16 protein-coding genes are annotated in these 13,778 nt (G+C 61.9%); all 16 read right to left on the reverse strand.

The genetic code is table 11. The features are described 5' to 3' along the window. Positions 1 to 2: 2 nt before the first annotated feature. Complete coding sequence (gene fliR / locus ATH90_RS20325) at positions 3 to 788, reverse strand: flagellar biosynthetic protein FliR (protein WP_034107933.1); 786 nt, start codon at positions 786 to 788, stop codon at positions 3 to 5. Positions 789 to 792: 4 nt separating this feature from the next. Then, entirely contained in the window at positions 793 to 1,062 is a 270-nt protein-coding gene (fliQ, locus tag ATH90_RS20330) for a flagellar biosynthesis protein FliQ (protein ID WP_010208761.1), read from the reverse strand. A 4-nt stretch (positions 1,063 to 1,066) separates the two neighbouring features. After that, positions 1,067 to 1,810, reverse strand: coding sequence for a flagellar type III secretion system pore protein FliP (fliP, locus tag ATH90_RS20335; RefSeq protein ID WP_016976565.1), 744 nt, complete (start codon positions 1,808 to 1,810; stop codon positions 1,067 to 1,069). Then, entirely contained in the window at positions 1,810 to 2,253 is a 444-nt protein-coding gene (gene fliO, locus ATH90_RS20340; protein WP_034107935.1) for a flagellar biosynthetic protein FliO, read from the reverse strand. The genes fliP and fliO overlap by 1 nt, the downstream gene beginning before the upstream one ends. Position 2,254: 1 nt before the next feature. Continuing rightward, on the reverse strand, positions 2,255 to 2,722 hold the full coding sequence (gene fliN / locus ATH90_RS20345; protein WP_033900765.1) for a flagellar motor switch protein FliN: 468 nt from the start codon (positions 2,720 to 2,722) through the stop codon (positions 2,255 to 2,257). Between the two features lie 56 nt (positions 2,723 to 2,778). Beyond that, positions 2,779 to 3,747 (reverse strand): flagellar motor switch protein FliM, encoded by a 969-nt coding sequence (gene fliM, locus ATH90_RS20350; protein ID WP_010208755.1) that lies wholly within the window; start codon positions 3,745 to 3,747, stop codon positions 2,779 to 2,781. A gap of 9 nt (positions 3,748 to 3,756) precedes the next feature. Then, on the reverse strand, positions 3,757 to 4,257 hold the full coding sequence (gene fliL / locus ATH90_RS20355) for a flagellar basal body-associated protein FliL (protein ID WP_034107939.1): 501 nt from the start codon (positions 4,255 to 4,257) through the stop codon (positions 3,757 to 3,759). 175 nt (positions 4,258 to 4,432) lie between these two features. Then, positions 4,433 to 5,773 (reverse strand): flagellar hook-length control protein FliK, encoded by a 1,341-nt coding sequence (locus ATH90_RS20360; protein ID WP_034107941.1) that lies wholly within the window; start codon positions 5,771 to 5,773, stop codon positions 4,433 to 4,435. A gap of 138 nt (positions 5,774 to 5,911) precedes the next feature. Continuing rightward, positions 5,912 to 6,259, reverse strand: coding sequence for an Hpt domain-containing protein (locus ATH90_RS20365; RefSeq protein WP_025855872.1), 348 nt, complete (start codon positions 6,257 to 6,259; stop codon positions 5,912 to 5,914). A gap of 30 nt (positions 6,260 to 6,289) precedes the next feature. Beyond that, positions 6,290 to 8,008, reverse strand: a complete 1,719-nt coding sequence (locus ATH90_RS20370; protein WP_034107943.1) for an ATP-binding SpoIIE family protein phosphatase — start codon at positions 8,006 to 8,008, stop codon at positions 6,290 to 6,292. Then, entirely contained in the window at positions 8,005 to 8,310 is a 306-nt protein-coding gene (locus tag ATH90_RS20375) for an STAS domain-containing protein (RefSeq protein ID WP_034107945.1), read from the reverse strand. Before ATH90_RS20375 ends, ATH90_RS20370 begins: the two co-directional genes overlap by 4 nt. 88 nt (positions 8,311 to 8,398) lie before the next feature. Beyond that, positions 8,399 to 8,848 carry a flagellar export protein FliJ gene (gene fliJ / locus ATH90_RS20380; RefSeq protein WP_098467165.1) on the reverse strand — a complete coding sequence of 150 codons (450 nt, stop codon included), beginning with the start codon at positions 8,846 to 8,848 and terminating at the stop codon, positions 8,399 to 8,401. Between the two features lie 3 nt (positions 8,849 to 8,851). Then, positions 8,852 to 10,210, reverse strand: coding sequence for a flagellar protein export ATPase FliI (gene fliI / locus ATH90_RS20385; protein ID WP_069077932.1), 1,359 nt, complete (start codon positions 10,208 to 10,210; stop codon positions 8,852 to 8,854). Beyond that, positions 10,200 to 10,964 carry a flagellar assembly protein FliH gene (gene fliH, locus ATH90_RS20390; protein ID WP_098467166.1) on the reverse strand — a complete coding sequence of 255 codons (765 nt, stop codon included), beginning with the start codon at positions 10,962 to 10,964 and terminating at the stop codon, positions 10,200 to 10,202. The genes fliI and fliH overlap by 11 nt, the downstream gene beginning before the upstream one ends. 10 nt (positions 10,965 to 10,974) lie before the next feature. Beyond that, positions 10,975 to 11,994 (reverse strand): flagellar motor switch protein FliG, encoded by a 1,020-nt coding sequence (fliG, locus tag ATH90_RS20395; protein ID WP_010208743.1) that lies wholly within the window; start codon positions 11,992 to 11,994, stop codon positions 10,975 to 10,977. Next, positions 11,987 to 13,768 carry a flagellar basal-body MS-ring/collar protein FliF gene (gene fliF, locus ATH90_RS20400; RefSeq protein WP_034107954.1) on the reverse strand — a complete coding sequence of 594 codons (1,782 nt, stop codon included), beginning with the start codon at positions 13,766 to 13,768 and terminating at the stop codon, positions 11,987 to 11,989. The genes fliG and fliF overlap by 8 nt, the downstream gene beginning before the upstream one ends. Positions 13,769 to 13,778 lie beyond the last annotated feature (10 nt).

Consider the following 13,778-nt stretch of genomic DNA (forward strand, 5'->3'; position numbering starts at 1 on the left):
GCTCAGCGCGCCCGTGCCAGATCACGTAAGAACTGCAGGGCGTCGGTCGCCAGCGGTTGATACTGATTGAGAATGTCGGCCAGGCCGATCCAGAAAATCCCCATGCCCAACACCAGGGTCAACGGGAAACCAATCGAGAAAATGTTCAGCTGCGGCGCCGCACGGGTCATCACCCCAAACGCGATGTTGACCACCAGCAACGCCGTGATCGCCGGCAATACCAGCAACAGGGAGGCGCCCAACACCCAACCGAGACGCCCAACGACCTCCCAGAAGTGATTGACCACCAGCCCCGACCCTACCGGCAAGGTGGTAAAGCTTTCGGTCATCACTTCAAAGGCCACCAGATGGCCGTTCATGGCCAGGAACAGCAGGGTCACCAGCATGGTCAGGAATTGCCCGATCACTGCCGCCGACACGCCGTTGGTGGGGTCGACCATGGATGCGAAGCCCATGCCCATCTGGATCGAGATGATTTGCCCGGCGATCACAAACGCCTGGAAAAACAACGTGAGGGAAAACCCCATCAACGCGCCGATCAGGATCTGCTCGGCAATCAGCAGCAATGCGCTGAGATCAATGGCGTTGACCGGCGGCATCGGCGGCAACCCCGGCACGATCACCACCGTAATCGCCACCGCGAAGTACAAGCGTACGCGCCGTGGTACGAGGGTGGTGCCGAACACCGGCATGGCCATCAACATCGCCGTCACGCGAAACAGCGGCAGGATGAAGGATGCCACCCAGGTGCTGATCTGGGTGTCGGTCAATGCCAGCAAGGACTGCATCAGGTCAGCCGATCAACTGCGGAATACTGCCGTACAACTGCAGGATGTATTCCATGAAGGTCTGCACCAGCCACGGGCCGGCCACGATCAGGGTGACCAGCATCACCAACAGGCGTGGCAGGAAGCTCAAGGTTTGTTCGTTGATCTGCGTCGCAGCCTGGAACATCGCCACCAGCAGGCCCACCAACAGGCTCGGCACTACCAGCACGGCGACCATCACGGTGGTCAGCCACAGCGCTTCACGAAACAGGTCGACAGCAACTTCTGGCGTCATCGCGCTATACCCCGCCGAAACTGCCGGCCAGGGTGCCGATAATCAGCGCCCAGCCGTCCACCAGCACAAACAGCATGATCTTGAACGGCAACGAGATGATCAGCGGCGACAGCATCATCATACCCATGGCCATCAGCACGCTCGCCACCACCAGGTCGATGATCAGGAACGGAATGAAGATCATGAAGCCGATCTGGAACGCGGTCTTCAACTCCGACGTGACGAACGCCGGCACCAGGATGGTCAGGGGCGCCTGGTCCGGGGTGGCGATGTCGGTCCGCTTGGACAGGCGCATGAACAGCTCAAGGTCGCTGGAGCGAGTCTGCGACAGCATGAAATCCTTGATCGGGCCTTGGGCCTTGTCGATCGCGTCCTGGGCCGTCATTTTCTCTGCCAGGTAGGGTTGCAGGGCTTGCTGGTTAACCTTGTCGAATACGGGCGCCATGATGAACAGCGTCAAGAACAACGCCATGCCGGTCAGGATCTGGTTCGACGGGGTCTGCTGCAGCCCCAGGGCCTGGCGCAGGATCGAGAACACGATGATGATCCGCGTGAAGCTGGTCATCAGCATCACGAACGCCGGGATAAAACTCAGCGCGGTCATGATCAGCAGGATCTGCAGGCTGACCGAATACTCCTGTGCGCCCGCCGCGTTGGTGCCCAGCGTAATGGCCGGGATCGACAGCGGGTCGGCGCCGAACGCCAGTGGCGCCGCCAGCAACAGCATGAGCGTCAATAAAACGCGCATTACTTCTTATCCTTCTGATCCTTGCCCAGCAACTCCATCAGACGCTGGGCGAATTCTGGCGTGGCGGACTGGCTCTGGTCCACGTTCACCGGGGTCTTGAGCACATGCAGCGGGGTGATGCGCCCTGGAGTAATGCCCAACAGAATCTGTTCCTCACCCACTTGCACCAGCACCAGCCGATCACGCGGACCGAGGGCACGGGAACCGATCATCTCGATCACCTGGCCGTTGCCCGGGCCGACGCGCTGCACGCGGCGCATCAGCCAGGCCAACACAAAAATAAGGCCCACCACCAGCAACAGGCCGAGCACCAGCTGGGTCAATTGCCCACCGATGCCGCTGCTCACCACCGGTGCTGCTGCGGCAGTCGCCTGCGCGACCGGCTCAGCCGCGAGGGCGCTCAATGGCAGCGCCAGAAACAGTCCCGCCATCGAATACTTCATGTCAGCGCAACTTCTTGATGCGTTCGCTCGGGCTGATCACGTCCGTCAGGCGGATGCCGAACTTCTCGTTGACCACGACCACTTCGCCGTGGGCGATCAAGGTGCCGTTGACCAGCACGTCCAGCGGCTCACCAGCCAGGCGGTCGAGTTCGATCACCGAGCCCTGGTTGAGTTGCAGCAGGTTGCGGATGTTGATCTCGGTGCTGCCCACTTCCATGGAAATCGACACCGGGATGTCGAGGATCACGTCCAGGTTCGGGCCGTCGAGCGTCACCGGGTCGTTGTTTTTCGGCACGCTGCCGAATTCTTCCATGGGCAGGCGGTTGCCAGCCGGTGCGGTGGCCGCGTCAGCCGCCAGCAGCGCATCGATATCGTCCTGGCCAACATCGCCGGTTTCTTCCAGGGCAGCAGCCCATTCGTCAGCCAGGGCCTGGTCTTCGGCGGAAGTGTTTTCGTGTTCGGTAGCCATTACATGTCCTCGGCGGAGCAAACATTCATAAATAGGGTATGCATCATCGGGTTGAGTCAGCGACGGTTGATCGGTTCAACCACTTGCAACGCCAGGTTGCCCTTGTGGGAACCGAGCTTGACCTTGAACGACGGCACGCCGTTGGCGCGCATGATCATTTCTTCCGGCAATTCGACGGGGATGATGTCCCCCGGCTGCATGTGCAAAATGTCGCGCAAACGCAACTGGCGACGGGCCACGGTGGCGCTCAGCGGTACGTCGACGTCCAGCAGGTCTTCGCGCAGGGCCTTGACCCAGCGTTCGTCCTGGTCGTCCAGGTCGGACTGGAAGCCGGCGTCGAGCATCTCGCGCACCGGCTCGATCATCGAGTACGGCATGGTCACGTGCAGGTCGCCGCCACCGCCATCGAGTTCGATGTGGAAGGTCGACACCACAATGGCCTCGCTGGGGCCGACGATGTTGGCCATGGCCGGGTTCACTTCCGAGTTGATGTACTCGAAATTGACCTCCATGATCGCTTGCCAGGCTTCCTTCAAGTCGATGAAGGCCTGCTCCAGCACCATGCGCACCACCCGCAGCTCGGTAGGGGTGAACTCACGGCCTTCGATCTTGGCGTGGCGGCCGTCGCCGCCGAAGAAGTTGTCCACCAGCTTGAACACCAGCTTGGCATCAAGAATGAACAATGCGGTGCCGCGCAGCGGCTTGATCTTGACCAGGTTGAGGCTGGTCGGCACGTACAGCGAGTGCACGTACTCGCCAAACTTCATCACCTGCACGCCACCCACGGCCACGTCCGCCGAGCGGCGCAGCATGTTGAACATACTGATCCGGGTATAGCGGGCGAAACGCTCGTTGATCATCTCCAGGGTCGGCATGCGTCCACGGACGATGCGATCCTGGCTGGTGAGGTCATAACTTTTGACGCTGCCGGGCTCGGCAGCCATTTCGGTCTGTACCAGACCATCGTCCACGCCATGCAGCAGCGCGTCGATTTCATCCTGGGACAGCAGGTCTTGCACGGCCATGTCGTGATCCTACTGCAATACGAAGTTAGTGAAGAGCGCCTGCTCGACCACGACTTTGCCGAGTTCCTTCTGGGCCACTTCCTGCACGCTGGCAGTGACCTTCTGGCGCAGCATTTCCTGGCCCACAGGGGTGGCAAGTGTGTCGAAGCTCTGGCTGGAGAACAGCATCACCAGGTTGTTGCGGATCACTGGCATATGCACCTTGAGGGCGTCCAGGTCCGACTGGTTGCGCGCCAGCAAGGTGATGCTCACCTGCAGGTAACGCTGACGACCGTTCTGACTGAAGTTGGCGACAAAGGCCGGAAGCATCGGCTCGAAGATTGCCGGTTGCTTGACGTTACTGGCGGTTTCGGCGGCGGGTGCCGGTTTGCTAGCGCTGCTGTGCATGATGTACCAGGTGCCACCTATCGAGGCGCCGATGGCCAGGAGCAAGCCCAGGACTATCAACAGGATAAGCTTGAGCTTACCTTTGCCTGCGGGTGCTTTTGCTGCGTCGTCGCTCTTCGCCATGCCAATAATCCGTCACTATTCGGGGATTCATAGATCTACGGAAAGGCAAGAGCAAGTGTTATGCCAGAGTTGTCTGGCAACCGGGGAAGATGGGGCACCATCAATCATTTGTGGGAGCTGACTCACCGCCATCGCAGGCAAGCCAGCTCCCACACTGAGCGTGTTTTGACAGGGATCAGGCGTAGTAGTCGACCGCGCTGGAGCCGATCACGGTCGACGTCACCGGCGTCACGGCTTCAGCCACATCAGCGTGGTTGCCGCTGTCGCCATTATCACCGCCGCGCCCCCCGCTGCTGCTCACGCCACGAGTCTGGGCCTGCTGTTGCTGTTGTTCCTGGCCACGGGATTGGTCGGATACGTTGACGTCCACCTGGCCCATCCCCTGCTGGGCGAACATCTCCCGCAAGCGGCCCGACTGGCTTTCCAGCGCTTCACGCACCACCGGGTGGGCGCTCATGAAGTTGACCTGGGCCTGCTGGTCGGCAGTCATGTTGACCTTGATATCCAGGCGACCGAGCTCAGCCGGCTGCAACTGGATCTCCGCCGACTTGAGGTTGGCACTGGACAGGTACATCACACGGTTGACGATTTCGTCGGTCCAGCCGCTCTGGTGCATGGCCAGCGGCGCATTGGCCACGGGCGGCAAGGCGTTGGCGGTTTTCGGCGTAGCGGCCTGGGTCAATGCGGCCAGGCGATTGGCGAAGTCATCCACACGGGTATCGCTGCTGGCGTTCTTCAGGTCCTTGAGACCGTCCTCGATCAGCCCGCTGAATGCCTTGTCGCCGCCCTGGTCGGTGCTGTCCTTGGTGGCTTGCTGGTCGACCATATTGGCCAGGCCGGCGGCAAAATTCTGCGCGGCGGTCGGCTGATCCTGAGTCGGCGCCGGCGCGGTTTTCGCCGGAGCCTGACTGCTGGCCGACACATGCCCGCCCTGCTCCATCGCCAGTCGCACGGCCGGCATGGCGTCGAGGGGATCGGCTTCCGGGTCGAAGGCCGGCTTGGCCTCCTCGGTCGCGGCGACCGGCGCTGCAGCCACCGGCTGGGCTTTCTCATCCTTGGCGGTGGTGACGGGCGCCGGGGTCTCGACCGGCACCGGCACAGCCACCGGGGTGACGGCGGCAATCAATGCCGGGTCGACCACCGGGTCAGCGGGAGGCTGCTGCACCAGCGTCGGATCGGTAGGTGCGTCGTCATCCTTGCTGGCACTGTCGTCGGTACTGGCCGGCGGCTTGGCAGGCAAGGTATTGCCGCTATCGGCAACCGCTGGCGTGCTGGCGGCAGGCTTGTCGTTGCCTGATGCCGGCTTGGCGCTGGCGTCGGACGACTTGCCCGCGGTGGGTTTGGACGCGTTGTCGTCGGCCTTCGCCGTGGGTTTGGAGGCCTGGTTGGCAAACACTTGAGCGAAGCCAGGGCCCTTGTCCCGTGGGTCCGCAGCCACAGCCGGTGAGTTGGCGGCGGGCGCTTGAGGCTTGGCCGCGGGGGCAGCCTGAAGGAGCGAATTCGGGGCGACTGGCATAGGTAAAGGTCTCCACTGCATGGGGATCGGGGATGCAGTATCTGGAGGTAGAGCAAGAGTCGGGCCAGGTTTTGTGTGTATATCCATTATTTGGGCAACCATAGGTAGCCGTTACCGAAGAAACGGATATGTACACAATCAAACCTGAAACCGCTGCCGCTCCGACTCATACAACGGCTTCACCAACGCAAACTCCCGATCAATCTGATCGACCAGCTCCCCCAGATCCCCAACCGCAGACTCAACCGACTCAACCTCCAACCGCTGACACAACTGCGCCAACCGCACCGCCCCCAAGTTCCCACTGCTCCCCTTGAAGCTGTGCGCAATCCTTCCCAACGCCTTCGCATCATCCCTGGCCTTGCGCAGCGCTTCGACGCGCTTTTGGGAATCATCGAGAAAGGTATCGAGCAACTTGGGATATTCGCCTTCCATGACTTCCTGCAAACCCGACAGCACCTGCGGGTCCAGATGTAGATCAACCACTTGCTCGCTCCTTGATCAAGAATCGGCGGATTATGCCAGAGCGCCCCAGGAAAACTCCACGCAGACACTGCGCCCTCCATCGGACCAGCGTACATCGCTGCTCAACTGACGCACCAGGCTCAAGCCCCGGCCAGACAGGCGGTCGATACCCAGGGGCCGCGCCAGCACCTGCTCCACATCGAACCCCGGGCCACTGTCTTCGACGCGCAGGGTCAGCTTGCCGCCTGCCTCGGTCGGTACGACCTGCACATGCACGCGTATGTAGCCGCTATTGAGCTGCGCCAGGCGGTCATTACGCTGGCGGTAATACTCGGCGAACCCTCGTGCATCGCATTTGAGCCGTGAATCCAGGCCCAGCACGCCATGCTCCAGGGCATTGGAATACAACTCGGCCATCACGCTGTAGAGCGCCCCGCTCTGCTCCCGCAGGCCGTGGATCTCCAGCAATAGCTGCAGCAGGTACGGCAAAGGGTTGTAACGCTTTAGGGTCTCCGCACGGAATTCGAAACTCACCGACCAATCCAGCGGGCACGACTGCCCGCTGTCGGCATACAACGGCCCGGTGGCACGCAGTTGCTGGCCGGTGTGCAGGGTGATTTCCACCATGCTCACGTCATCCCGCGCCTCGCCTCGAAAGGCCGCCAGGGCCCGTTCAATGTCTTCAAACAAACGGTCAGGCTCGCGGTTGTCGGCGAACACCTGCTGCAAGCGTTCGGCGCCGAACAACTGGTCATTGGCATCGGCGGTATCCAACACCCCATCGGACAGCAGGAACACCCGATCGCCCAACGCCATGGGCCAGACTTCGGTGCGATCATCAAAGGCTTCGGCCGACAGCACCCCCAACGGCAAATGCCGTGACGCCAGCGGCGTGCGCTTGCCGGTGGCGACTTCATGCACATAACCATCGGGCATGCCGCCGTTCCACACCTCCACCACCCGCCGCTGCGTGCTCAGGCACAGCAAGGTGGCGCAGCAGAACATGTCCACCGGCAGGATGCGCTTGAGCTTGGCGTTCATCTCCCGCAGGGTCTGTGCCAGGCCGTAACCCTTGGCGGTCATGCCGTAGAACACTTCCGCCAGGGGCATGGCCCCCACCGCTGCCGGCAAGCCATGACCGGTGAAGTCTCCGAGCAGCACGTGCATATCGCCAGAGGGGGTGTAGGCCGCCAGCAACAGGTCGCCATTGAACAGCGCATAGGGCGATTGCAGGTAGCGGATATTCGGCGCGGCATTGATGCAACCGGAATGCGCGACCTTATCGAACACCGCCTTGGCCACCCGCTGCTCATGCAGGAGATAGCCGTGATGCTTGGCGATCAGGTCGCGCTGCTGCAAGACCGTGGCCTGCAACCGACGCAGGCGATCCATGGCATTGATCTTGGCGGCCAGGATCAGCTGGTTATAGGGCTTGGGTAAAAAGTCATCGCCGCCAGCATCCAGGCACTGGGCAAGCGCTTCGCTCTCGCGCAGCGACGTGAGGAAGATCAGCGGCACCAATTCTTCACCCGCCAATTGCTTGATCCGGCGCGCCGCCTCAAAGCCGTCCATCACCGGCATCAGCGCGTCCATCAACACCAGCTGCGGACGCTCGCGGGTAAACACCTCCACCGCCTCAGCGCCGTTGGTGGCGGTGAGTACCTGATGGCCCTGGCGCCGCACGATGGTCGACAGCAACAGCAGATCGGCGGCACTGTCTTCGGCGATCAGGATCGTCAGCGGTTCAAGAACCGGGGCCAGGACGCTCAACTGATGTCGAACAGTTTGTCGAAGTTGGAGATGGCGAGGATCTTGCGCACATCGGAGTTGCTGTTGACTACGCTGACTTGCGACTCGTCGCCACCGGCGTGATCACGCAGCAGCAGGAGCATGCCCAGGGCCGAACTGTCCATGTAGGTGGTTTCCTTCAAGTCGACGACGTACAACTCAGGCACTTTATAGTAACGCTCGTAGGCATCGCGAAACGCTTGGTGGCTGCCGAAATCGAACCGGCCTCTTATGGCGATCGTCAATTTGGTCCCATCCAGGGATACTTCTGACTCGACTGACATGCGACTGCTTCCTTGTCATTGGCAATGACACAAGGTTTAGCAGGCGAACCGGTTCTGAGCAACAACTCAGATCAATTGAAGGAGCGGGTTAGAACTGGGATTGGCGCGGAAGACGCTGGGACAGTTCGTCGAGCAGCTTCTGCTCACGCTTGTCTTCAAGCGCCCGGGCTTCGTCGATGTAGCGCTGCACCAGCTTGCGCAGGCCTTCGACTCGAGCAAATGCCGCTTGCCAGCTCTCGCGCGCTTTATCGAGGTTGTTCTGGTGCCACGCCAGGCTTTGGCGTTGCTGGCCAACGGCAGTTTCCAGTTGGTTGAGGAAGCCCTGGTAGCCCATCAGCCATTGGCCGGAAACGCCCTTGCTGCCGCGTTCGATCCACTGCTGTTGATACTCGCCACGAAAACGCTCCAGGTCGCCCATTTTGCTTTCCGCCAAACGGACTTGCCCCTGGAAATAACCCAGGCGCTGGACGGCGGTTTTCTCGGCCTTTTCGGCCATGTCCACCACCGGAGCCAGGCGCGCTGCGCGGCTGTTGGCCATGGCTTAGCCGCCCGGTGCGGGGGCGAAGATCGACTGCAGGTGCGCTTCGCTTTCGCCCATGCTGATCTTGTCGTTGAGCCCCTGGCGCAGGTAGGTCACCAACTGCGGCTGCAGGGCGATGGCCAAGTCGGTGTCGCGATCACCGCCCGCCACGTAGGCGCCGACGCTGATCAGATCGCGGCTCTGTTGGTAGCGCGACCACAATTGCTTGAATTGTTGCGCGCGAACCATGTGTTCAGGCGTGACCACCGCCGGCATCACCCGGCTGATGGACGCTTCGATGTCGATAGCCGGGTAGTGCCCTTCCTCGGCCAAACGCCGCGACAGCACGATGTGACCATCGAGCACACCCCGTGCCGAGTCGGCAATGGGGTCCTGCTGGTCATCGCCTTCGGACAGTACGGTGTAGAACGCGGTGATCGAACCCCCGCCCGCCTCGGCATTACCGGCACGCTCCACCAGTTTGGGCAACTTGGCGAACACCGACGGTGGGTAACCCTTGGTAGCCGGCGGCTCGCCAATGGCCAGCGCGATTTCCCGCTGGGCCTGGGCGAAACGCGTGAGCGAGTCCATCAGCAACAGGACGTTCTTGCCCTTGTCGCGGAAATATTCAGCGATACGCGTGCAGTACATGGCGGCACGCAAACGCATCAGCGGCGCATCGTCCGCTGGGGAGGCGACCACCACTGAGCGCTTGAGGCCTTCTTCACCCAGGCTGTGCTCGATGAATTCCTTCACCTCGCGACCCCGTTCGCCAATCAGCCCCACCACGATGATGTCAGCCTCGGTGAAGCGGGTCATCATGCCCAGCAACACCGACTTACCCACGCCGGTACCGGCAAACAGGCCCAGACGCTGACCGCGGCCGACCGTCAATAATCCGTTGATACTGCGGATACCGACGTCCAGCGGCACGCTGATCGGGTTACGGTTGAGCGGGTTGATGGTGGGGCCGTCCATTGGCACCCAGTCCTCAGCCTTCATGCCGCCCTTGCCATCCAGCGCGCGACCGGCGCCGTCCAGCACGCGGCCAAGCATGCCCATGCCCATCGGCAGGCGGCCGGTGTCGGCCAATGGCACCACGCGGGCGCCGGGGGCGATGCCCGCCAGGCTGCCCACGGGCATCAAGAAAATCTTGCTGCCGGAAAAGCCCATCACTTCGGCTTCGACCTGCACCGGGTGGTAGCTGTCGTCGTTGATCACCATGCAGCGACTGCCCATGGCGGCGCGCAGGCCTTCGGCTTCGAGGGTGAGGCCGACCATGCGCAACAGGCGCCCTTCGAGGATCGGTTGGCCAGGTAATTCGGTGGCCTCGGTATAACCGCTCAAGCGCTTGGCGAAGCTGGTGCGATCAAGGCGCATCGGGGGCGTCCAGGTCCACGCTCAGGTCGGGCTCTGCCGGGTGCAGGGCCTGTTCGTGAAGTTGATCAAAGAGCTTGGCCATGATCTGGCTGATGCGGGTCTCCACCGTGGCATCGATGCGGCTGTGTTCGGTTTCGACGCGGCAACCACCGGGCTGCAGCGAGGCATCCTCGACGATACGCCAGGTTTCTTCATGCCGCTCGCGCAAGGCCTTGACCTGTTCGAAGTCCTGGGGGTTGATGTACAGCCGCACATTGCCGACGCCCAGGGGCAGTAACTTGAGGGCTTCGCGCATCACGCTTTCGATGTGGCTGGAGTCCAGCGTCAGCTCGCGCTGGATCACCTGGCGAGTGATGTGCTGCACCAGGTCGACCATGGCTTTTTCGATCTGCGAGTCCTGCTCGGCGATCGGGTCGAACAACCCCCCCATCAAGCGTTCCAGGCTGGCGAGCTTGAGGCTAAGTGCCTCCTCGGCTTCCTGGCGCACCTTGAGGGTGGTGCTGCGAAAACCGTCTTTTTCGCCAGCAGCAAAACCTTCGTTGTAGGCCTCCTGGCGGATGGTTTCCAGCTCTTCAAGGGTCAGTGGCTGGACTTCGTCCAGCGGCACTTCTTCCATTTCTGCTGGCGGCTCTTCAACCGGCTCGGGCTCAGGCTCGGGCACATGCGGATCGAAGCTGGGCAACGACCAGATGTCGAACCCACCGACGTCCCGTGCGCGAATCAGATCGCTGGGCGCCTCATCTTTGTTCGACATGAGAGGCGCCTTAGATCATTTCTTCGCCGCCCTTCCCGCCGAGAACGATTTCTCCGGCTTCGGCCATACGGCGGGCAATGGTGAGGATTTCTTTCTGCGCGGTTTCCACGTCGCTGACACGTACCGGACCTTTGGCTTCCAGGTCGTCGCGCAACAGTTCCGAGGCACGCTTGGACATGTTCTTGAAGATCTTCTCTTTGACGTTTTCGTCCGAGCCCTTGAGGGCCAGTACCAGCACGTCGGAGGACACTTCGCGCAGCAACGCCTGGATGCCACGGTCGTCGACGTCGGACAGGTTGTTGAACACGAACATGAGGTCTTCGATCTGGCCGGACAGGGTGTCGTCGATCTCGCGGATCGAATCCATCAACTGGCCTTCGACCGAGCTGTCGAGGAAGTTCATGATATCGGCCGCGCGCTTGATACCACCCAGGGTGGTACGCGAGGCATTCGAGTTGCCGGAGAACTGCTTCTCCAGAATCGTGTTGAGTTCTTTCAAGGCCGCCGGCTGCACAGTGTTCAGCGACGACACGCGCAGGATGATGTCCAGGCGCACTTTATGGTCGAAATGGCCGAGTACTTCACCGGCCTGGTCCGGGTCGAGGTAGGCCACTACGATCGCCTGGATCTGCGGGTGCTCATAGCGGATCACGTCAGCGACGGCGCGGGGCTCCATCCATTTAAGGCTGTCGAGGCCGCTGGTGTTGCCACCGAGCAGGATGCGGTCGATCAGGCCGTTGGCCTTGTCTTCGCCCAGGGCCGAGGTGAGCATCTTGCGGATGTAGCTGTCGGAGCCGACGCCCAGGCTGGTCTGGTCGCCGACGATCTCGACGAATTCGCTCATCACCTGTTCGACTTGCTCGCGGTGCACATTGCGCATCTGCGCCATGGCCACGCCCACGCGTTGAACCTCCTTGGGGCCCATGTGGCGCAGCACTTGGGCGGCGTCGGTTTCACCGAGGGACAGCAGCAGGACTGCGGCTTTGTCGACCTTGGTGAGCTTGGCAACAGCGGCTCGATTATCACTCATCTGCGTTGATCCACTCTTTCACGACCTGGGCCACACGGCCCGGGTCTTCTGCCACCAGACTCTTGATTGCATTCAGCTGAGCGTCATAGCCTTCGCTCGGGCTTGGCAACAGGATGCTTTGCGGGCCACCGAGGCTGACGCGGTCGTTGGCCAGTTCGCCGTCCAGGCCGCCCATGCCACCCAACTCGACGTCACTGCCCCCGAAAGCGGCCAGTTGTTTCTTGCCGTTGCCGGTGATGTTGTTGAGCACCGGGCGCAGCACGCCGAACACCAGCACCAGGATGAACAACACACCCAGCACTTGCTTGACGATGTCCCAGAACCACGGCTGCGAGTAGAACGCCGGCTCGGCAATCACTTCGCCGCGCTCGGCGGAGAACGGCATATTGATCACGCTGACACTGTCACCACGGCTGGCGTCAAAACCGACGGCGTCCTGTACCAGGCGAGTGAAGCGTGCCAACTCGTCGGCGCTCCATGGGGCACGGGTAACGGCGCCATCTGCGGCATTGACCTTGACCTGGTCATCCACCACCACCGATACCGACAGGCGATTGACGCGGCCTTGTTGCTGCTTGGTGTGGCTGATGGAACGATCGAGTTCGAAGTTCTTGGTGGACTGGTTACGCTTGTCCGCCGGGTACGGTGCGAGCATGGGCTGGCCAGTGGCCGGGTCCATGATCTGCTGGCCGTTGGCGTCCAGCAATGGCTGGCCAGGTTGCACCGCACCTGCGCTGGCCGCTGCACCACCGGTGGTTTGCGGGGCCGAGGCCGGCGCTGGCGGCTGGTTGCTCAGGGCACCCGGCACACCTTGCGGCGGGCCATTGGCGGCGGTGCGTTGTTCGCTGGTGGACTGCTCGCTGCGCAACGCCGGCTGGTCGGGGTTGAACTGCTCGGAGGTCGACTCCACGGCACTGAAGTCCACGTCGGCGGACACTTCTGCCTTGTAGCGGTCGTTGCCCAGCACCGGTTGCAGGATGTTATGCACACGCTGGGTCAGCATGCTTTCGACGCGACGGCTGTAGTCGAACTGCTTGCCGGCCTGGGTCAGCGCGGAGTTTTCCGCTTGATCGGACAGCAGGTTGCCCTTCTGGTCCACCACGGTGATCTGCGATTTGCTCAGTTCAGGCACGCTGGTGGCGACCAGGTTGACGATCGCCAGCACCTGCCCAGGTTCCAGGGAGCGGCCAGCGAACAGTTCGACCAACACCGAGGCGCTCGGCTTGCGCTCATCGCGCACAAACACCGAGCTTTTCGGGATGGCCAGGTGCACGCGGGCACCCTTGACGTTGTTCAAGCTGGAGATGGTGCGCGCCAGTTCGCCTTCCAGGCCACGACGGTAGCGGGTGGCTTCCATGAACTGGCTGGTACCCAGGCCCTGGTCCTTGTCGAGGATTTCAAAACCGATGTTGCTGTCGGACGGGGTCACGCCAGCGGCGGCGAGCTTCATGCGCGCACGGGCCACATCGTCGGCCTTGACCAGCAGGGCCCCGGAGTTGGGCTCCACGGTGTAGGCGATGTCGGCGGCGGCCAGGGTTTCCATGATCTGCTTGGAGTCCATGCCCGCCAGGCTGCCGTAAAGCGGCCGGTAATCGGGTTGCTGCGACCACAACACCACGGCAAAACCAATCGCCACGCTGGCAGCCAGGCCGACCATCAGGCCTACCTGACGCAACATGGTCATTTCGGAAAGGTTTTCCAGGAACGACAGGCCAAACAGCGGCGGCTTGCCGTCTGCCTTGGCGGGTGCGTTGTCCACGACTGCTTCTGCCATGACTTAAATC

Source organism: Pseudomonas lurida, assembly GCF_002563895.1.
Classification (GTDB): Bacteria; Pseudomonadota; Gammaproteobacteria; order Pseudomonadales; family Pseudomonadaceae; genus Aquipseudomonas; species Aquipseudomonas lurida.

Excerpts from the sequence above, each read along its gene's own strand:
- fliQ (WP_010208761.1), bottom strand. The coding sequence starts at position 1,062 with ATGACGCCAGAAGTTGCTGTCGACCTGTTTCGTGAAGCGCTGTGGCTG.
- fliR (WP_034107933.1), bottom strand. The coding sequence starts at position 788 with ATGCAGTCCTTGCTGGCATTGACCGACACCCAGATCAGCACCTGGGTG.
- fliP (WP_016976565.1), bottom strand. The coding sequence starts at position 1,810 with ATGCGCGTTTTATTGACGCTCATGCTGTTGCTGGCGGCGCCACTGGCG.
- fliI (WP_069077932.1), bottom strand. The coding sequence starts at position 10,210 with ATGCGCCTTGATCGCACCAGCTTCGCCAAGCGCTTGAGCGGTTATACC.
- fliN (WP_033900765.1), bottom strand. The coding sequence starts at position 2,722 with ATGGCTACCGAACACGAAAACACTTCCGCCGAAGACCAGGCCCTGGCT.
- ATH90_RS20375 (WP_034107945.1), bottom strand. The coding sequence starts at position 8,310 with ATGTCAGTCGAGTCAGAAGTATCCCTGGATGGGACCAAATTGACGATC.
- fliL (WP_034107939.1), bottom strand. The coding sequence starts at position 4,257 with ATGGCGAAGAGCGACGACGCAGCAAAAGCACCCGCAGGCAAAGGTAAG.
- fliG (WP_010208743.1), bottom strand. The coding sequence starts at position 11,994 with ATGAGTGATAATCGAGCCGCTGTTGCCAAGCTCACCAAGGTCGACAAA.
- fliM (WP_010208755.1), bottom strand. The coding sequence starts at position 3,747 with ATGGCCGTGCAAGACCTGCTGTCCCAGGATGAAATCGACGCGCTGCTG.
- fliO (WP_034107935.1), bottom strand. The coding sequence starts at position 2,253 with ATGAAGTATTCGATGGCGGGACTGTTTCTGGCGCTGCCATTGAGCGCC.
- fliF (WP_034107954.1), bottom strand. The coding sequence starts at position 13,768 with ATGGCAGAAGCAGTCGTGGACAACGCACCCGCCAAGGCAGACGGCAAG.
- ATH90_RS20360 (WP_034107941.1), bottom strand. The coding sequence starts at position 5,773 with ATGCCAGTCGCCCCGAATTCGCTCCTTCAGGCTGCCCCCGCGGCCAAG.
- fliJ (WP_098467165.1), bottom strand. The coding sequence starts at position 8,848 with ATGGCCAACAGCCGCGCAGCGCGCCTGGCTCCGGTGGTGGACATGGCC.
- fliH (WP_098467166.1), bottom strand. The coding sequence starts at position 10,964 with ATGTCGAACAAAGATGAGGCGCCCAGCGATCTGATTCGCGCACGGGAC.